The 17,962-nt window shown below is 60.5% G+C and carries 14 protein-coding genes, 1 tRNA gene and 1 pseudogene; 9 read left to right on the top strand and 7 right to left on the bottom strand.

The window, feature by feature from the left end; genetic code table 11:
- Window positions 1-3: 3 nt before the first annotated feature.
- Entirely contained in the window at window positions 4-2,382 is a 2,379-nt protein-coding gene (locus VC352_RS08975; protein ID WP_322979231.1) for an RND family transporter, read from the top strand.
- Between the two features lie 182 nt (window positions 2,383-2,564).
- Here VC352_RS08975 and VC352_RS08970 read toward each other — a convergent pair whose 3' ends face one another.
- A complete protein-coding gene (locus VC352_RS08970; RefSeq protein ID WP_322979230.1) occupies window positions 2,565-3,998 on the bottom strand; it encodes a M48 family metalloprotease in 1,434 nt (477 codons plus the stop codon).
- A 108-nt stretch (window positions 3,999-4,106) separates the two neighbouring features.
- Between VC352_RS08970 and VC352_RS08965 the strand changes: the two genes are divergently transcribed.
- Entirely contained in the window at window positions 4,107-4,346 is a 240-nt protein-coding gene (locus VC352_RS08965; RefSeq protein ID WP_322979229.1) for a sulfurtransferase TusA family protein, read from the top strand.
- Between the two features lie 47 nt (window positions 4,347-4,393).
- Complete coding sequence (locus tag VC352_RS08960; RefSeq protein ID WP_322979228.1) at window positions 4,394-5,458, top strand: AI-2E family transporter; 1,065 nt, start codon at window positions 4,394-4,396, stop codon at window positions 5,456-5,458.
- A 99-nt stretch (window positions 5,459-5,557) separates the two neighbouring features.
- On the opposite strand, the gene VC352_RS08955 is transcribed toward VC352_RS08960, so the two are convergent.
- Window positions 5,558-6,031, bottom strand: a complete 474-nt coding sequence (locus VC352_RS08955) for a peroxiredoxin (protein ID WP_322979227.1) — start codon at window positions 6,029-6,031, stop codon at window positions 5,558-5,560.
- Between the two features lie 22 nt (window positions 6,032-6,053).
- On the bottom strand, window positions 6,054-6,611 hold the full coding sequence (locus tag VC352_RS08950) for a glycine cleavage system protein R (RefSeq protein ID WP_322979226.1): 558 nt from the start codon (window positions 6,609-6,611) through the stop codon (window positions 6,054-6,056).
- A 203-nt stretch (window positions 6,612-6,814) separates the two neighbouring features.
- Between VC352_RS08950 and dapA the strand changes: the two genes are divergently transcribed.
- The 5 genes from dapA to VC352_RS08925 all read left to right on the top strand — a co-directional run bounded on the left by dapA (window position 6,815) and on the right by VC352_RS08925 (window position 10,474).
- A complete protein-coding gene (dapA, locus tag VC352_RS08945; RefSeq protein ID WP_322979225.1) occupies window positions 6,815-7,693 on the top strand; it encodes a 4-hydroxy-tetrahydrodipicolinate synthase in 879 nt (292 codons plus the stop codon).
- 16 nt (window positions 7,694-7,709) lie between these two features.
- Window positions 7,710-8,828 carry an outer membrane protein assembly factor BamC gene (bamC, locus tag VC352_RS08940; RefSeq protein WP_322979224.1) on the top strand — a complete coding sequence of 373 codons (1,119 nt, stop codon included), beginning with the start codon at window positions 7,710-7,712 and terminating at the stop codon, window positions 8,826-8,828.
- Between the two features lie 83 nt (window positions 8,829-8,911).
- Window positions 8,912-9,781, top strand: coding sequence for a phosphoribosylaminoimidazolesuccinocarboxamide synthase (locus VC352_RS08935; protein ID WP_322979223.1), 870 nt, complete (start codon window positions 8,912-8,914; stop codon window positions 9,779-9,781).
- A gap of 127 nt (window positions 9,782-9,908) precedes the next feature.
- Window positions 9,909-9,998 (top strand) — tRNA-Ser (locus VC352_RS08930).
- A gap of 107 nt (window positions 9,999-10,105) precedes the next feature.
- Window positions 10,106-10,474 carry a hypothetical protein gene (locus VC352_RS08925; protein WP_322979222.1) on the top strand — a complete coding sequence of 123 codons (369 nt, stop codon included), beginning with the start codon at window positions 10,106-10,108 and terminating at the stop codon, window positions 10,472-10,474.
- A 376-nt stretch (window positions 10,475-10,850) separates the two neighbouring features.
- On the opposite strand, the gene VC352_RS25385 is transcribed toward VC352_RS08925, so the two are convergent.
- The 4 genes and pseudogenes from VC352_RS25385 to metR form a co-directional block, all read right to left on the bottom strand.
- A complete protein-coding gene (locus tag VC352_RS25385) occupies window positions 10,851-11,618 on the bottom strand; it encodes a methyl-accepting chemotaxis protein (RefSeq protein WP_416340130.1) in 768 nt (255 codons plus the stop codon).
- A gap of 87 nt (window positions 11,619-11,705) precedes the next feature.
- A pseudogene (locus tag VC352_RS25380) lies at window positions 11,706-12,689 on the bottom strand (cache domain-containing protein); the annotation flags it as partial.
- Between the two features lie 538 nt (window positions 12,690-13,227).
- Complete coding sequence (locus tag VC352_RS08915; protein WP_322979220.1) at window positions 13,228-14,085, bottom strand: hypothetical protein; 858 nt, start codon at window positions 14,083-14,085, stop codon at window positions 13,228-13,230.
- A 455-nt stretch (window positions 14,086-14,540) separates the two neighbouring features.
- Window positions 14,541-15,458 (bottom strand): transcriptional regulator MetR, encoded by a 918-nt coding sequence (gene metR / locus VC352_RS08910; protein WP_322979219.1) that lies wholly within the window; start codon window positions 15,456-15,458, stop codon window positions 14,541-14,543.
- 167 nt (window positions 15,459-15,625) lie between these two features.
- Here metR and metE point away from each other — a divergent pair, with 167 nt between their 5' ends.
- A complete protein-coding gene (gene metE / locus VC352_RS08905) occupies window positions 15,626-17,938 on the top strand; it encodes a 5-methyltetrahydropteroyltriglutamate--homocysteine S-methyltransferase (protein ID WP_322979218.1) in 2,313 nt (770 codons plus the stop codon).
- Window positions 17,939-17,962 lie beyond the last annotated feature (24 nt).

Genomic DNA, 17,962 nt, shown 5'->3' with positions numbered 1-17,962 from the left:
TCGATGTCCGACCATCAAATGAACAAGGCGACCTTTCTGGAACGCCTGATCTTCAACAATCGGCCGGCGGTTATCCTGCTCTGCTTGTTGACCACCATCTTCCTGTTCTACCAGGCAATGCAGATCCGTCCCTCGACCAGTTTCGAGAAGATGATTCCGCTGTCGCACCCCTTCATCCAGAACATGATGGAGCACCGTAACGACCTGGCGAACCTGGGCAACACCGTGCGTATTTCGGTGGAGGCCAAGAACGGCGACATTTTCTCCAAGGAATACATGGAGACGCTGCGCCAGATCCACGACGAGGTCTTCTACATCAATGGTGTGGATCGCTCCAACCTGAAGTCGCTGTGGAGCCCCAGCGTGCGCTGGACCGAAGTGACCGAAGAAGGCTTCGCCGGTGGCGAGGTGATTCCGCAGACCTATGACGGCAGTGCCGAGAGCCTGGACGAGCTGCGCAGCAACGTGCTCAAGTCCGGCCAGATCGGTCGCCTGGTCGCCAACAACTTCAAGTCCAGCATCGTCGACGTGCCGCTGCTGGAGTCCTATCCGGATCCGAACGACCAGGGCAAGCTGATCAAGCTCGACTACCAGCAGTTTTCCCATGAGCTGGAAGAGAAGATCCGCGACAAGTACCAGACGCTCAACCCGAACGTGCAGGTGCATATCGTCGGTTTCGCCAAGAAGGTCGGTGATCTGATCGATGGCCTGATCATGGTCGTGGGCTTCTTCGCCGTCGTCCTGCTGATCACGCTCGCTCTGCTGTACTGGTTCAGCTGGTGCATCCGCAGCACCATCGGCGTGCTGGTGACCACCCTGATCGCCGTGGTCTGGCAACTGGGGCTGATTCATCTGATCGGTTTCGGTATCGACCCGTATTCCATGCTGGTGCCGTTCCTGATCTTCGCCATCGGCGTGTCCCATGGCGTGCAGAAGATCAACGGGATCGCCTTGCAGTCCAGTGGCGCGGAAAACTCGCTGATGGCTGCACGGCTGACGTTCCGGCAACTGTTCCTGCCAGGCATGATCGCCATCCTGGCGGACGCGGTGGGCTTCATCGCACTGCTGGTCATCGATATCGGCGTGATCCACGAGCTGGCCATTGGCGCCTCCATCGGTGTTCTGGTCATTGTCTTCACCAACCTGATTCTGCTGCCGGTGGCGATTTCCTACCTCGGTATCAGCAAGAGGGCCGTCGCCCGCAGCAAGCGTGAAGAAACACTGGAAAAACCCATGTGGCGCCTGCTGTCGAATGCCGCCCATCCAACCGTGGCGCCGTTCATGGTGGTCATTGCGCTGGTGGCGGGTGTCGGTTGCTTCCTTTACCAGAAGGCGAATCTGCAGGTTGGCGACCTCGACCAGGGGGCGCCGGAGTTGCGGCCGGATTCGCGCTACAACCTGGACAACGACTTCATCATCCAGAACTACTCGACCAGCTCCGACGTGCTGGTGGTGATGGTCAAGACCAACCGCGAAGGCTGCTCGCGCTACGATGCGCTGTCGGCGATGGATGAGCTGATGTGGAGAATGGAGAACACGCCCGGCGTGCAATCCGCCATTTCCATGGTCACGGTGTCCAAACAGCTGATCAAGGGCATGAACGAGGGCAACCTGAAGTGGGAAACCCTGTCGCGTAACCAGGACGTGCTGAACAACTCCATCGCCCGTGCCGATGGTCTGTACAACGCCGATTGCTCGCTGGCACCGGTGCTGCTGTTCCTCGAAGACCACAAGGCGCAGACCCTCAAGCGCGCAGTGGCGGCAGTACAGGCATTCGCCGATGAGCACAATCGCGATGGCCTGGAGTTCCTCCTGGCTGCGGGCAACGCCGGTATCGAGGCAGCGACCAATGAGGTGATCTCTACCTCCGAGTTGCTGATGCTGTCGCTGGTTTATCTGTGGGTGGCGGTGATGTGCCTGATCACCTTCCGCTCGATCCCGGCGATGATCTGCATCGTGTTGCCGCTGATCCTCACCTCGATCCTCGGCAACGCACTGATGGCCTGGCTCGGCATCGGCATGAAGGTCGCGACCCTGCCGGTGATCGCACTCGGCGTGGGTATCGGTGTGGACTACGGCATCTACATCTACAGCCGCCTGGAGAGCTTCCTGCGTGCCGGGCTGCCGTTGCAGGAAGCCTACTACCAGACGCTGAAATCGACCGGCAAGGCGGTGCTGTTCACCGGTCTGTGCCTAGCCATCGGCGTGGCGACCTGGATGTTCTCGGCGATCAAGTTCCAGGCCGACATGGGGCTGATGCTGACCTTCATGTTCATCGTCAACATGTTCGGCGCCATGCTCCTGCTGCCGGCGCTGGCGCGCTTCCTGATCAAGCCCGAGAAACTGGCGGGCAAGAAGGGCGGTTCGCTGCTGGCTCACTGATCATCCCGCGCCATTGGCGCGGATGGCTCAGCAAAACGCCGTGCCCATGGGCACGGCGTTTTTCATTGCGGCCTTTGAGATTCAGACGGCTACGGCTTTACCGGACGCGCTTGGGATGCCCAGGCGCAAACGAAAAGGGCGCAGCATGCCGCTGCGCCCTCGCCGTGAACGGCTAGCGCGAATCAGCGCAGCATCTGATCGACCATGCGCTTCTCGTCTTCCAGTTCGCGCTGGCGAGCATCGATGCGCGACGCGAGCTGGAAGTTGTTGGCGGCGCGGCGCTTGGCGAAGTCCAGTTGCTCCAGCGCCTGTTTGTAATCGCCCACCAGGGCGAAGTATTCGGCGCGGGCCTGGTGCAGGCCGATGGTGTTGCCGCTCAGGCCACGTACCTCGGCGACCTGGTACCAAACGTCCGGATCCTTGTCGCGAGACTTCAGCAGCTCATCCAGGGCGCGCTCGGCATCCTGGATGCGACGTTGCTTGAGCAGCAGGTCGATGCGCGATTGCTGCAGCGAATAACTGCCAGGGTAGAGGGGCAGCAGATGATTCAGGCGGCGCTGGGCGTCGTCCAGATGGTTCTGCGCCATGTCCAGCTCGAGCTGCGCCAGGTTGTAGGTCAGGTCGTCGGGCGTACCTTTGAGCAGCGGCTGCAGGCTTTGCTGGGCCTCGCTCAACTGGCCATTCTTCATTTGTGCCAGTGCCAGGCCGTAGCGTGCCGCATCGAGCTTGGGGTTCTCGTCGAGCATCGCGCGAAAGCGCTTGGCCGCCACGCCGGGTGTTTCCTCGTAGGTGAGTTGCACGCGCGCGCGCATCAACTGGTAGCGCAGGCTGTCTTCCACGCCTTTGGCCGGATACTGCTCGGCGCGGTTGCGGGTGTCGGCGATACGCGATTCGGACACCGGGTGGGTGAGCAGGAACTCCGGCGGCTTGGCGTCGTAGCGGTATTGACGCATCAGGCGTTCGAACATGCTCGGCATGGCGCGCGGGTCGTAGCCGGCTCGCTCCAGATTGACCAGGCCGATGCGATCCGCCTCCTGCTCGTTCTGGCGGGAGAAGCGCCGCTGCTCCTGAATGGCTGCCGCCTGGGCGGAGAAGATCGTGGCCATGCCGGCATCGCCAGCGCCGGCCGCAGCAGCGACGATACCGGCGAGCATCGCGGCCATCAGCGGTAGCTGCATGCGCTGCTGGGCTTCGACCCCGCGCGCGAAGTGGCGCTGCGACAAGTGCGCCAGTTCGTGTGCCAGAACCGAGGCGTATTCGGCTTCGGTCTGGGCATAGAGGAACAGGCCGCCGTTGACGCCGATGATTCCGCCGGGGGCGGCGAAGGCGTTGAGCTGGTTGCTGTTGAGCAGAATGAATTCCAGGCGCCGATCCTGTACCTGGCTGGTCTCGGCCAGGCGATAGACGCTGTTTTCGACGAATTCCTTGAGTTGTGGGTCATCGAGCTGGGGAACCTGGCCGCGCAGCAGGGCCAGCCAGGCACGGCCGAGCAGGTGTTCCTGCTGCGGCGAAACGATGGATGAACTGGCGTCGCCGAGCGAGGGCAGGTCATCGGCACCGGCGTGGGCGGCGAACATGCAGGCGAGCGTCAACAGGGTAGGGCGCAGAAAAGTCATGCAACTGAGGCTCTTGTCTGACGAAAGCGCTTACTGTAGCCGGCTGGGTGCTGTGCTGGCCAGGGATCGGAAGCGTTCGGTATCCTAGCCCCTTTATTGGAGTAGACGATGACAGACACAACGGCTTTCGATGCCGAACTCGATGCCTCCGGGCTCAATTGCCCCTTGCCTTTGCTCAAGGCCAAGCTCGAACTCAATCGCCTGGCCAGTGGTGCCGTGCTCAAGGTCATCGCTACCGATGCGGGTTCACAGCGCGATTTTCGTGCTTTCGCGACCCTGGCCGGGCATGAGCTGCTGCATGAAGAGACGCAAGAGGGTGTCTATCGCTACTGGTTGCGCAAGGCCTGATGGCCAAGGCTCGCGCCGAAGCGCGAGCGATTTTTAAAGGATTTCTGATGGTCAAGGTTCTGCAGGATTGGGTTTACCGCTATTTTTCCGATGAACAGGCGGTGGTACTGGCGGTGCTGCTGGTACTGGGTTTCGCTGTGGTGCTGACGTTTGGCGGCATGCTGGCACCGGTGTTGACGGGCTTGGTGCTGGCGTTTTTGCTGCAGGGGCTGGTCAATGCGCTGGAGCGTCTGAAAATGCCCCAAACGCTGGCCGTCTGGCTGGTGTTCGCCTTGTTCATGAGCGGCCTGCTGGTCTTCATGCTGGTGTTGATGCCGCTGCTGTGGAAACAGCTCAGTACCCTTTTCAACGAGTTGCCGCGTATGGCGACCGAGTGGCAGGCCGTGTTCATGCTGTTGCCGGAGCGCTATCCGAACCTGATCACCGATGCCCAGGTGGTGCAGCTGATCGACAGCATGCGCGGCGAAGTGGGCAAGTTCGGCCAATGGGCTCTGTCGTTTTCCCTCTCCAGCCTGCCGATGTTGGTCAGCCTGATGATCTATCTGGTGCTGGTGCCGATCCTGGTGTTCTTCTTCCTCAAGGATCGTGAGCTGATCGGTCGCTGGTTCCGCGGCTATCTGCCACGCGAGCGCACCCTGATCAGCCAGGTTGCGCAGGAGATGAACCAGCAGATTGCCAACTACATTCGTGGCAAGTTCATCGAAATCATCATCTGTGGTGTGGTCACCTATATCGCCTTCGCCTATATGGGGCTCAACTATGCCGCGCTGCTGGCGCTGCTGGTGGGCCTGTCGGTGGTGGTGCCCTATATCGGCGCGGTGGTCGTCACGGTGCCGGTCGCGCTGATCGGCCTGTTCCAGTGGGGCTGGAGCGACCAGTTCATCTACCTGATGGTGATCTACGGCATCATCCAGGCGCTCGATGGCAACGTGCTGGTGCCGTTGCTGTTCTCCGAGGCGGTCAACCTGCACCCGGTGGCGATCATCTGCGCGGTGCTGCTGTTCGGCGGCTTGTGGGGCTTCTGGGGCGTATTCTTCGCCATTCCTCTGGCGACCCTGTTCAAGGCAGTGATCAACGCCTGGCCAAGGAGCGAGCCGGTATCTGCCCAGTGAATGGCTTCAGCCGCGAAAATGCGATAGCCGTGCACATACCCCAGAAACAAAAACGCCGCGATCCTCACGGGTATCGCGGCGTTTTTCATTTGCTGGGGCTCAGGCCTGGTTCAGCGCCTCGGCAGCCGCGAGCACCTTGTCGACGTGCCCGGCGACCTTGACGTTGCGCCACGCTTCGCGCAGCACGCCGTCCTTGTCGATGAGGAAGGTGCTGCGCACGATGCCCATGTATTCCTTGCCGTAGTTCTTCTTCAACTGATACACGCCGAACAGGTCGCAGAGCTGGTGCTCTTCATCACTGATCAGTTCGAAGGGGAAGGCCTGCTTGCACTTGAAGCTCTCGTGCTTTTTCAGGCTGTCCATGGATACGCCGAAGATCAGCGTATTGGCGGCTTTGAACTGTTCGAAGCGGGCGCTGAAGTCCATGCCCTCGGTGGTGCAGCCTGGGGTTGCGTCCTTGGGATAGAAGTACAGCACCACTTGCTGGCCTTTCAGTTCGGACAGCTTGATCTGCTGGCCACTGGTGGCGGCGGCCTGGAAATCGGCAGCGGCTTTGTCGAGCGCTACGGACATAAAAACTCCTTGCGTACGGCTATCAGGGATTCTGGGGGCGCCAGGGTTCGATCAGTGCATCCAGATTCAGAGCATCGGCGAAATCGAGGAACTGATCACGCAGCCAACTGATCTGCGTGCCGGCTGGCAGCGTCACGGTCAGTGTGGCGTTGAGCATGGTGCCGCCGGTCTGCGGTGCCTGGTAGGTGTCGCAGGTCAGGCTTTCCAGCTCGACGCGATGGTCGAGGAAGAACTGGCACAGCTCGTTGAGGATGTCCGGGCGATAGACCGCGCTGACATAAGCCACGTAAGGCAGCGCCTGTGGACGCGTTTCCGCCGCGCCACTGCGAATCATATTCACCGAGAAATCGTGCTTCTTGGCCAGTGCCGGCATACCGGACTCCAGACGGGCCAGGGCATCCCAACTGCCGGATACCTGCAGCACCAGTGCGCTGTATTCGCCATGGCGGCTGAGGCGGGTACTGATGACCGCGCAACGATTCTCGTGGGCGGTGCGGCTGAGCAGGTTGGTCAGGCCCATGGCGTCGGAGCCAAGTGCGCTGATGAGCAGGAACTGTTCGCGAACGGGGGGGGGGGACATGCAGCCTTCCTAAAGCGATAAAGGGCCCGGGCACCAAGGCGACGAACCAAAGGCAGAAGGGTAGCGAAAAGCGCCGCCTAGGGGAATGCCGAGTGCGCCGAGCGGGCTCGGCAAACGGACAGACCGAGGCCGTGTTACTTGCTTGTGCCGGACAAGAGGCGCCAGTACCATTACGGCTCAATTTTTCCGGCAGGAGCGGTTGCATGATTGCGGGCAGTATGGTGGCACTGGTCACGCCCATGGATGCGCAGGGGGATCTGGACTGGGACGCCCTGAGCAAACTGGTGGATTTCCACCTGCAGGAGGGCACCAATGCCATCGTCGCGGTCGGCACCACGGGTGAGTCCGCCACGCTGGACGTGGGTGAACACATCGAAGTGATCAAGCGCGTGGTCAAACAGGTTGCCGGGCGCATTCCGGTGATCGCCGGCACCGGTGGCAATTCCACCCGTGAATCGGTCGAACTGACCCGCGCAGCCCAGGAAGTCGGCGCCGATGCCTGCCTGCTGGTGACGCCTTACTACAACAAGCCGACCCAGGAAGGCCTGTACCAGCACTTCCGCCACATCGCCGAGGCCGTGGCCATCCCGCAGATCCTCTACAACGTGCCGGGCCGCACCGTGTGCGACATGCTGCCGGAGACTGTCGAGCGTCTGGCCAAGATCGACAACATCATCGGCATCAAGGAAGCCACCGGCGACCTGCAGCGTGCCCAGGACGTACTCGATCGTGTGGGCAAGGACTTCCTCGTCTACTCCGGTGACGACGCCACTGCAGTCGAGCTGATGCTGCTCGGCGGCAAGGGCAATATCTCGGTGACCGCCAACGTCGCCCCGCGCGCCATGAGCGATCTCTGCGCCGCTGCCATGCGTGGCGAAGCCGCCATCGCACGTGCCATCAATGATCGTCTGATGCCGCTGCACAAGGCCCTGTTCCTCGAATCCAACCCGATTCCGGTCAAATGGGCGCTGCACGAAATGGGCATGATGGGCGATGGCATCCGCCTGCCGCTGACCTGGCTCAGCCCGCGTTGTCACGAACCGCTGCGCCAGGCCATGCGCCAGTGCGGTGTACTGGCTTAACCTAAGGATTCTACGCATGAAGCGACTGGCCGGATTCTCCGCCCTTGCTCTGATCATCTCCAGCACCAGCGGTTGTGGCTGGCTCTGGGGTGAAAATGGCTATTTCCGTGATCGTGGCAGCGACTACCTGGAGGCGCGTCAAACCGCGCCCATGAAGCTGCCTGCCGACGTCAATGCCAAACGCCTTGACCCGCTGCTGCCGGTTCCGGCGCAGGTGCCCAGCGACACTCAGACCTCTGGCGAGTTCGAGGTGCCGCGCCCAATGGCCCTGCAGGTGCGCGCCGATGAGCGCGAGTTCAGCCTGCAGCGCAGTGGTGATTCGCGCTGGGTCGTGGCTCAGCGTGTACCGGCCGAAGTCTGGCCGCTGGTGCGTCAGTTCTTCGAGGACAACGGCTTCCGTATCGCCGAAGAGCGTCCGCAGGTCGGCGAGTTCACCACCACCTGGCAGCGCTTCGATGACCTTTCCGCGAACATGGCTCGTCGCCTGAGCAGTCGCGTGACCGGCGTCGATGCAGACGCCGAGACCCGTGTGCGCGTCCGTATCGAGCCGGGTGTGCAGCGCAACACCAGTGAAGTGTTCGTCAGCAGTGTGCAGCGTCCGGCTGGCAGCAGCGCCGACATCGCCTTCACCGCTGGCGGTAATGCCAGCCTTGAAGGGGCTCTGCTCGACGAAATGCTCGTCAGCATGGCGCGCAGCGTAGAGCAGGGCGGTTCGGTCTCCCTGCTCGCCGCTCGCGACTATGACGCGCCGAGCCGTGTCAGCCTGAGCGCAGACGGCAACGGCAACCCGGTACTCAACCTGGGCGCCGATTTCGACCGCGCCTGGTCGGGCGTCGGGCGTGCGCTGGAGTTGGCCGACATTCGCGTCGACGACCTCAACCGTAGCCTGGGTGTGTACTACATCAACCTGGCGGAGGGTGCCCAGAAGCGTGACGAGAAGCCCGGCTTCTTCGGTCGTCTGTTTGGCAGCGAGCCGAGCAAGGAAGAGATCGAGGCCCGCGCCGAGCGTTATCAGGTACGCCTGACCACCGTCGGCGACAGCGTTCAGGTGACCGTGGACAAAGACCTCAACACCGTGGCGCCGTCCGACACCGCGCGCCGCATCCTGAACCTGCTTCAGGACAACCTCGGCTAACAGGCCCAGGCCAGCCGATCAGCGATAGGCGAAACCCGTACAGGGTTTCGCCTGTTTTGTTTCTCAGAAACGGAAATGCCGACATGAGCACACCTACCACCCTGAGCCTGAAGAAGATCTACTCGGGCAAGGTTCGCGACCTCTACGAAATCGACGACAAGCGCATGCTGATGGTGGCGACCGATCGTCTGTCGGCATTCGACGTGATCCTCGAGCAACCGATCCCGGAGAAGGGCAAGATCCTTACCGCCATCTCCAACTTCTGGTTCGACAAGCTGGCCGGCGTGGTGCCCAATCACTTCACCGGCGACAAGGTCGAAGACGTGGTCTCGGCAGCCGAGCTGCCGCTGGTCGAAGGCCGTGCAGTCGTTGCCAAGCGCCTCAAGCCGGTCGCCGTGGAAGCCATCGTGCGCGGCTACATCGTTGGCTCCGGCTGGAAGGAGTACCAGAAGAGCGGCACCGTCTGCGGCATCGCCCTGCCGGCCGGCCTGAAGGAAGCGGCCAAGCTGCCGCAACCGATCTTCACCCCCTCGACCAAGGCCGCCGTAGGCGACCACGACGAGAACATCAGCTTCGGGCAGTGCGAGGCCATCATCGGCGCTGAACTGGCTGCCAAAGTGCGTGACACCGCCATCGCCCTGTACAGCGCAGCGGTCGAATACGCCGCCACGCGCGGCATCATCATCGCAGACACCAAGTTCGAATTCGGCCTGGACGAAGACGGCACCCTGACCCTGATGGACGAAGTGCTGACCCCGGACTCCAGCCGCTTCTGGCCGGCCGACAGCTACGCTGAAGGCAGCAACCCGCCGAGCTTCGACAAGCAGTTCGTGCGTGACTGGCTGGAATCCACCGGCTGGAACAAGCAGCCCCCGGCCCCGGCCGTACCGGCAGATGTCGCGCAGAAAACCGCCGACAAATACCGCGAAGCCCTGACCCGCCTCACCGCCTGAAAGCGCTGAAGCGAGCCAAGGAAAGGCCGAACAATCCTCGGCCTTTCACAAGCGACTGATAGAACAAGAAATTTTTTCAAAATAAGCTTCGCCAAAGCGCATTGAGCTGTTATCATGCGCGCCGCTTGGGAAGATGCCGGAGTGGTCGAACGGGACGGATTCGAAATCCGTTGTGTCAGCAATGGCACCTAGGGTTCAAATCCCTATCTTCCCGCCATACAGAAAAGCCCCGAACTGCTTTGCAGTTCGGGGCTTTTGCTATCTGCGGCACGCAAGGTGTCGAAGAAGTGTCGAGAATCGACGCCAAACGCGAGGGAGGCAAGGATGTTCCTGAAAGCGCTGAAGCCAAGCTGGAGAAAGCTGTTCGTTGCTGCAGGCATCTACTTTATGGTCTTGCTCAGTGTCGGTGCAGATAAGGCCATTCACGACGCATCTCGTAAGCACCTAGCCTCAACTCCTGAAGTCCAGCGCTATCTGGCCGAGATCCAGAGTCTATATCGCAGCGGTGATGTGGAAGCGAAGGCAAATGAACTCAGAAATCAGCTTCTGGAAAATACCTCTCTTAGCTATGCCAGCAGAGACCTCGAACTCAAGGTTGCGCTCATCAACTGGATGCGCTGCATTAGCACTGGGGTGCTTTGCTATTTGCTGGCGTGTATAGCTTGTACCGGCGCATCAGCGCGTAAGAGTTGAAGCTACGCGCTATCCCTGGATCGGTGAGTGAACCCTGGCTAGGTACTCACGGCGAGCGGCGAATTCAGCTTCGACTTCAGCGTTGGTTCGGCCACGCCCCGTTTCTACCGATGCCCTGGCGGCAGCGACCTTTTGTTGCACGAACTCAGCATGCTCTTTGGTTTGCTGCTGCTGTGAAGGTAGGGGGCGCGCTTCAGTTTGCATGCGGCTTCTTTGGTCATTGCTCGTCATCTTTTCAATCCATTCGTCACTGCAACTGATGCAGAGGCTGGCAGGGCTCTCTGCACAGAAACGCACCTGCCATCGAACACGCTTGCCCAGTTATGTGCGCCATGCCCGGCGAGGGCGCAGATGCTGACCCTCACCGCTGACCTTGTCAGGACTTGAAGCGGCCCACCAGGCCATTGAGCTCCTGGGAGAGCTGGGAAAGCCTGCCAGAGTCTTCCTGTGCCGAGATGGCCAGGCCTTCAACCTGGCGGGCTTCGTCGTAGATCTGCTGGATATGCCGGTTGATCTCCTCGGCGACGCTGTGTTGCTCTTCGGCCGCAGCCGAAATCTGCAGGTTCTGATCGCGGATCTCGTTGACCGAGGTTTCGATGCCTTCGAAGCTGTCCTTGGCCTGCTCGATGGACGACACGCTTTCCTGGGATAGATTCAGGCAGCTTTCCATCTTCTGCGACACTTCCTGGGTCTTTTCACTCAGGGTGCTGAGCAGTTGGTCGATCTCGCCGGTGGAGTCAGACGTACGCTTGGCCAGGGCGCGCACCTCATCCGCCACGACCGCGAAACCACGGCCCTGGTCGCCCGCGCGGGCGGCCTCGATGGCGGCGTTGAGCGCGAGCAGGTTGGTCTGCTCGGCAATCGCGCGGATGGTGCCGAGGATCTGGTTGATGTTGCGGCTGCCGGTTTCCAGCTCGACCATCGCCTGGGACGATTCGCTCAAGCGGCTGCCGAGGCGGTTGACCTTGCCGGTGGTGACTTCGATTTGTTGCTTGCCTTCGGCTACCCGGCGATAGCCATCTTCCGCAGCGCCGGCTGCACTGCTGCAGGAGCGGGCCACTTCGTTGGCGGTGGCAACCATCTCGTTGAACGCGGTGGAGACCAGCTCCACTGCCTCGCGTTGGCGACCGGCTGCCTGGTTCATGTCGCTGGCCAACTGGCTGTTCGAGCTGGAGGCGTCGTTGAGGTTGCTCGATGCCGCGCCGATGTTGTGAACCAACTGGCGGATGGCGGCGAGGAACTTGTTGAACCAGCCGGCCAGTTCGGCCGTTTCGTCGCGGCCCTGGATCACCAGGTCGCGGCGCAGGTCGCCTTCGCCCTGAGCGATCTGCTGCAGGCCGGTGGTGACCTGGCTGATCGGTTTGACGATGACCCGCGAGAAGGCCATTGCCACGCCGGCGAACAGCACGGCCAGCAACACAACGATGACCGTGGTCAGCATAGTCATGCGAGTCGCCGAAGCCATTACCTCGCTGCGCTCGATCAGGCCGATGAAGCGCCAGCCCAGTTCCGGCGATGTCCATACGTTGGCCATGTACTTCACGCCGTCGATCTCGACCTCAGCCGAGCCCTGTTCGGTGGAGGCGAGCTGGGCGTACGCAGCGCCGAGCTCCTTGAGTGGCTTGAAGCCGTGATCGGCGTTGCGCGGGTCAACCAGCACGATGCCGTTCTCCACCAGCATGACGTAACCGCTGTTGCCGAGCTTGATGGTCTTGACCAGCTCCGTGAGGTTCTTCAGCGAGACACTGACGACGAACACGCCCTTGGGCTTGCCGCTGGCGTCTGCCATGGTTCTAGCTACGCCGACCAGCGCCAGGTCGTCTTTTTCGTAGTAGTAAGCCGGTGTGCGCACCGCTTTGCCGGGCGTGGCTATGGCGGCCTTGTACCAGGGGCGTGCGCGTGGATCGTAGTTGGCCAGTTGAGGATCGTCTGGCCACTTCGCGTAAGTGCCGTCTTCCAGTCCGATGGAGAGGATGGCAGCAGTAGGGTGGCTGGTGCCATAGCGCGCCAAGGCATCGATGATGGCGCTGGTGCTGGCCGGCATCGGCTGACTGGCAGCGTCGGCTGCGGTGTAGTTCTTGAGGGTGGTGATGGACGTGTAGGTCTCATCCTTGGCCATCTGCTCGACGTTCTGCACGGTGGCATCGAAGAATTGGCGCATGCTGCCATCGATCTGGCGGATTTCACGCGTGCTGCTGTCGATGAAATTGTCCATCGCCTCGGAACGCGTATTCATCACCGAGATCAGGCCAACCAGGCTTACCGGGATAAAAGCCACCAGCACGAAGGCCAGTACCAGCTTGGTTTTTATTTTCATAGAAAGATCCATCTCATGGGTGTTGGGCGCAAAGCAAATATCTGACGGGCAGTGCTTTGTTATCGGCAGTCATTCGGGAAATTGAAGGGCAATAAGTCTCTGTTTTTGGATAGATTGTCGAGGGTATATAGACAGTAGGGTGCGTTTGACGAAATCCTGGCGTGCACTATGGCTGTTGCCAGTATTTTGGCAGGGGCGCTTAATTTGTCGCGTCGGTGGTGTGCAGCCAAGAGCAAGCGTTCTTGCTTGGTTAAAGCGACTGGCTAAAGAATAGAATTAAATGATGACAGGTTTATTTTTTATTGGGTTGCTGGAGTAGTCTGGGCGGCACCAGTTGTCAGGAACGGCAGTGATCAGGAATCGATGGATTGGTTTCTGATTATAAGGGTGTGATAAATAAATCTGCCCCCTTTTGCTGAGACTGTTTGACTTGGTTTTAGGTGGGGTAATTTTCAGCGGCTTCACCGTTGTTTGTTTCGGTCGCTCTTCTTTCTGCTGTTTGTGCTCGTAAATCAATTTTATATAAGTCGCCAATGCTATACAGGATTGCAATTAGTAGCTGTACTGATGCCTCTGAATATCCATGCAGCATTTTTCTGGAAACTTGAATTTGTTGATTTTGTTTGAGCTTAAGCCAGGGGCATTCAGATCTTAGTCTACGGTCTGCGCGGCCGTTTCGATGTGCAATTGCATTGCGAATTTGCTGTAATTCAAATAGTTGTTTGGCGCAGCCTTCTGGCAGTGCGCTAGAAATACCGAATGGTTCGAGTAAGGACTCAAATCGCTTTGTGCCACGCTTTAATGGAGCTGCTAGTTCTTGCTCTAAAAGCTCTACAAGAAATTGTGCTTGCTCTGACTTTTGTAACTGAAGGTAGTCACCTAGTTTGACTCGTAGCTTTTGTGCGGCAGGAACATTTTTTGCGTCTCGTTTGTTTAGGATCCAAAGAGCTACGAGGCCTTTGATAAAGTGCTCAAGCCAGCTCCAGAGAGCAACAACTGCAAGTCCATGAAGGACAGGGAAGTCTTTCTCTATTTCTGTAACTGCTAGTGCAGCTTCTTTCTCTGCTCGTTCGAGGCGCTCTTTCGCTGCTGATGAGTCTGTTGTCTTGTTATCGGCTAGAACCTTTACTATTTGAGGAATCCCACGAAGCACGCCAATTCCACGTTCGCTGATATGTATTATTTGCATCAGCTGATCGTGTGAGTTAAGTGACTCTTCGAAGTGGTCTGTTATCCAGTTTGGAAGTTTTCGTTTGGGTGTAATTTCTGAAGTGGGTGGTGATTTTTTTGGCATAAGTACACCTAACCTTGAGTGATGGCTAGACGCTACCCATCGCCCTTTAGGATGTCTAGTTGGTGTGTCGAAAAAGTGTCGAAATCAACGGGCGACAGAGTGCCGCAATGGGCAGAAGGCATGAGGCGAAAGCCCTGATTTTCCTAGCGTTGTGCAGGGAAGGGCATCAATAGGCACCTGTAAAAACTGGTTCAAACCTCTATGCCCCTCGTTGTCTCGACGTGGTACTCCGCCTTCACCAGCCATCCCACAATCCGGAAAATTTAGGCTTGGCACATGGACATACGATGCAATACTCTCCGGTCACCGAGCTAACAAAGTGGCCAACAGGCAGGATGCCGACCCCATGCACTTCGTTAGCTCGGTACTAATTCACCTGGCCTGCCTGCCGGTATGCCAGACACACAAAAGCCCTCTTTGCGAGGGCTTTTGTGTGTCTGGCGGAAGGCTTTTGTTCAGCGGGCGACGCTGACGCCTTCGAGGCTGGCGAATGAGGTGTCCTTGGCGGTGAGCAAAAAGTCGCGCATGAAAGGCGCGTCGAGCATGTCGCTGCGGATGCCGGCATAGAGCGTGGCGTACAGACCCTTTTCCCCGAGCCGCTTGGCGCTGACATAGCCACGCGAGCTGTATTCGTGCAGCGCCCAGTTGGGTAGGCCACATACGCCGCGGCCGCTGGCCACCAGTTGCATCATCATTACCGTGAGTTCCGAGGTGCGTACCTGGGCGGGCTCGATGTCGGCGGGCTCCAGAAAGCGGGTGAAGATGTCCAGGCGGTCGCGTTCGACGGGGTAGGTGATCAGGGTTTCCGTGGCCAGATCCTGCGGCTGGATAAAGGCCTTGTGCGCCAGGCGGTGCTGGTTAGCCACGGCGAGCATGGCTTCGTAGGTAAACAGTGGCACGTAGGTGATGCCGGCCAGTTCGATGGGGTCGGAGGTCACCACCAGGTCGAGGTCGCCGCGTGCCAGCGCGGGCAGCGGGGCGAAGGAGAAGCCGGAGGCCAGATCCAGCTCGACTTCCGGCCAGGCGTCGCGGAACTGGTCGATGGTCGGCATCAGCCACTGGAAGCAGCTATGGCACTCGATGGCCATGTGCAGCCGGCCGGCGGTACCGCCAGCCAGGCGCGCCAGGTCGCGCTCGGTGCCGCGTAGCAGAGGCAGCACGGCGTCGGCCAGTTGCAGCAGGCGCAGGCCGGCGCTGGTGAAGCGCACCGGCTTGGTCTTGCGCACGAAGAGCTGCAGCCCCAGGCGCTCTTCCAGTTCCTTGAACTGGTGGGAGAGGGCGGACTGGGTGAGGTGCAGGCGGTCGGCGGCTTCGACCAGGCTGTCGGTTTCGCGCAGGGCGTGCAGGGTCTTCAGGTGGCGTAGCTCAAGCATGTCGGTCTCGTTCAGGTTTGATTCATCCGCTTCGCTTGTTTGGATGAAGGCTGTTCATACAGCCTACATGAGTAAATTTGTATATCAAGACGAAAATCTTGAGTTTGTCTCAATCAAACGCCCTGCGGAGAATGACGCCATCTCGATTCATTCTGGAGCGCCAAGCCATGTCCCTGTCTCATTCCCTCGGTTTTCCCCGTATCGGTCGTGACCGCGAACTGAAGAAAGCCCTAGAAGCCTACTGGCAGGGCGAACTGGATGAAGCCGGGTTGCGCGCTGTCGGTGAGCGCCTGCGTGCCGAGCATTGGCAGGTGCAGAAAGAGGCCGGTATCGACCTGCTGCCGGTCGGCGATTTTGCCTGGTACGACCAGGTGCTGACTCATTCCCTGACGTTTGGCGTGATCCCTGAGCGTTTTCGTCCGGCCTCGGGCAAGCCGACCTTGGAGACCCTGTTTGCCATGGCGCGTGGCGCCGGCAGAAGTGCGAGTGCCTGCTGTGGCGGGGCGCATGATCAGCCCTTGGTCGCGCAGGAGCTGACCAAGTGGTTCGATACCAACTATCACTATCTGGTGCCGGAGTTCTCGGCTGATCAAGCGTTCGCCCTGAGCTGGGAGCAACTGTTCGAGGAAGTGGAGCAGGCGCACGCTCTGGGGCATCGGGTGAAGCCGGTTGTGATCGGCCCGCTGACTTATCTGTGGCTGGGCAAGGTCAAGGGCGGTGACTTCGACAAGCTGGAGCTGCTCGAACGCCTGCTGCCGGTGTATGGCGAGATATTCCGGCGCCTGGCGGAGCAGGGCGTGGAGTGGGTGCAGATCGACGAGCCGATTCTGGTGCTGGATTTGCCGCAGGGCTGGAAGAACGCCTTCGAGCGTGCCTACAACCTGATCCAGCGTGAGCCCTGCAAGAAGCTGATCGCCACCTATTTTGGCGGGCTGCAGGACAACCTCGGCCTGGCCGCCAACCTGCCGGTCGATGGCCTGCATATCGACCTGGTGCGCGCGCCCGAGCAGTACCCGACCATCCTCGACCGTCTGCCTGCCTATAAAGTGTTGTCGTTGGGCGTGGTCAACGGCCGCAACGTCTGGCGCTGCGATCTGGAGAAGGTGCTCGGCGTGCTGCGGCATGCCCACGAGCGCCTGGGCGAGCGGCTATGGGTGGCGCCGTCCTGCTCGCTGCTGCACAGCCCGGTGGATGTGGCTGGCGAAGATCAGCTCGATGCTGAGCTGAAAAGCTGGCTGGCCTTTGCCGTGCAGAAGTGCGAGGAGGTGGCGCTGCTGACGCGCGCGTTGGCAGCGCCCGAATCGGCCGAGGTGCAGGCGGCGCTGGCGCAGAGCCGTGCGATCCAGGCGGCGCGGGCCGCGTCTTCGCGCATCCACAAGCCCGAGGTGCAGGCGCGCTTGGCGGCGATTCGTCCGCAGCAGGCGCAGCGTCAGTCGCCGTTCGCCACGCGTATCGAGCGGCAGCGCGAGCGTCTGAAGTTGCCGCTCTTGCCGACCACCACCATCGGTTCCTTCCCGCAGACCTCGGCGATCCGCCAGGCGCGGCAGGCTTTCAGGCAGGGCAGGCTGAGCACTGCCGATTACAACGAGGCCATGAAGGGCGAGATCCGCCATGCCGTGGAGATTCAAGAGCGCCTCGGGCTGGATGTGCTGGTGCATGGCGAGGCCGAGCGTAACGACATGGTCGAGTACTTCGCCGAGCAGCTCGACGGTTATGCCTTCACGCGTTTCGGCTGGGTGCAGAGTTACGGTTCACGCTGCGTCAAACCAGCGGTGATCGTTGGCGATCTGAGTCGCCCGCAGGCGATGACCGTGGAGTGGATCCGCTACGCCCAGAGCCTGACCGACAAGGTGGTCAAGGGCATGCTGACCGGCCCGGTGACCATGCTGATGTGGTCGTTTCCGCGCGAGGACTTGCCCCGCGAGGTGCAGGCGCGCCAGTTGGCCCTGGCGATTCGCGATGAAGTGGTGGATCTCGAAGCCGCTGGTATCCGGATCATCCAGATCGACGAGGCAGCATTCCGTGAGGGCCTGCCCCTGCGCCAGAGCGCCTGGCAGGGCTATCTGGACTGGGCCACCGAGGCCTTTCGCCTGGCCGCCAGCGGCGTGCGCGACGAAACGCAGATTCACACCCACATGTGCTACAGCGAGTTCAACGACGTGATCGAGTCGATCGCGGCGATGGACGCCGATGTCATCACCATCGAGACCTCGCGTTCGGACATGGCGCTGTTGCAGGCGTTCGAGCGCTTCGCCTATCCCAACGAGATCGGCCCTGGCGTGTATGACATCCACTCGCCGCGCATGCCCGACACGGCGGAGATGGCAGCCTTGCTGCGCGAGGCGGCGCGGTGCATTCCCGTGCAGCGCCTGTGGGTCAACCCTGATTGTGGGCTGAAGACCCGCGCCTGGCCGGAGACCGAGGCCGCGCTGGTGAACATGGTGGCCGCCGCCCGGCAGTTGCGTGCCGAACTGGCCTGATCTTCCGTTATCGAGAGGCGGCGA

The sequence above is a fragment of the Pseudomonas sp. C11 genome (assembly GCF_034683865.1).
Lineage (GTDB): Bacteria > Pseudomonadota > Gammaproteobacteria > Pseudomonadales > Pseudomonadaceae > Aquipseudomonas.
Note: the sequence above shows the minus strand (reverse complement) of the source record. Positions and strands in the feature narration are given on the sequence as shown.

What these genes read in the sequence shown, in the direction of transcription:
- VC352_RS08975 (WP_322979231.1), top strand. Translation starts at nt 4, where the DNA reads ATGTCCGACCATCAAATGAACAAGGCGACCTTTCTGGAACGCCTGATC.
- VC352_RS08970 (WP_322979230.1), bottom strand. Translation starts at nt 3,998, where the DNA reads ATGACTTTTCTGCGCCCTACCCTGTTGACGCTCGCCTGCATGTTCGCC.
- VC352_RS08965 (WP_322979229.1), top strand. Translation starts at nt 4,107, where the DNA reads ATGACAGACACAACGGCTTTCGATGCCGAACTCGATGCCTCCGGGCTC.
- VC352_RS08960 (WP_322979228.1), top strand. Translation starts at nt 4,394, where the DNA reads ATGGTCAAGGTTCTGCAGGATTGGGTTTACCGCTATTTTTCCGATGAA.
- VC352_RS08955 (WP_322979227.1), bottom strand. Translation starts at nt 6,031, where the DNA reads ATGTCCGTAGCGCTCGACAAAGCCGCTGCCGATTTCCAGGCCGCCGCC.
- VC352_RS08950 (WP_322979226.1), bottom strand. Translation starts at nt 6,611, where the DNA reads ATGTCCCCCCCCCCCGTTCGCGAACAGTTCCTGCTCATCAGCGCACTT.
- dapA (WP_322979225.1), top strand. Translation starts at nt 6,815, where the DNA reads ATGATTGCGGGCAGTATGGTGGCACTGGTCACGCCCATGGATGCGCAG.
- bamC (WP_322979224.1), top strand. Translation starts at nt 7,710, where the DNA reads ATGAAGCGACTGGCCGGATTCTCCGCCCTTGCTCTGATCATCTCCAGC.
- VC352_RS08935 (WP_322979223.1), top strand. Translation starts at nt 8,912, where the DNA reads ATGAGCACACCTACCACCCTGAGCCTGAAGAAGATCTACTCGGGCAAG.
- VC352_RS08925 (WP_322979222.1), top strand. Translation starts at nt 10,106, where the DNA reads ATGTTCCTGAAAGCGCTGAAGCCAAGCTGGAGAAAGCTGTTCGTTGCT.
- VC352_RS25385 (WP_416340130.1), bottom strand. Translation starts at nt 11,618, where the DNA reads ATGAACCAGGCAGCCGGTCGCCAACGCGAGGCAGTGGAGCTGGTCTCC.
- VC352_RS08915 (WP_322979220.1), bottom strand. Translation starts at nt 14,085, where the DNA reads ATGCCAAAAAAATCACCACCCACTTCAGAAATTACACCCAAACGAAAA.
- metR (WP_322979219.1), bottom strand. Translation starts at nt 15,458, where the DNA reads ATGCTTGAGCTACGCCACCTGAAGACCCTGCACGCCCTGCGCGAAACC.
- metE (WP_322979218.1), top strand. Translation starts at nt 15,626, where the DNA reads ATGTCCCTGTCTCATTCCCTCGGTTTTCCCCGTATCGGTCGTGACCGC.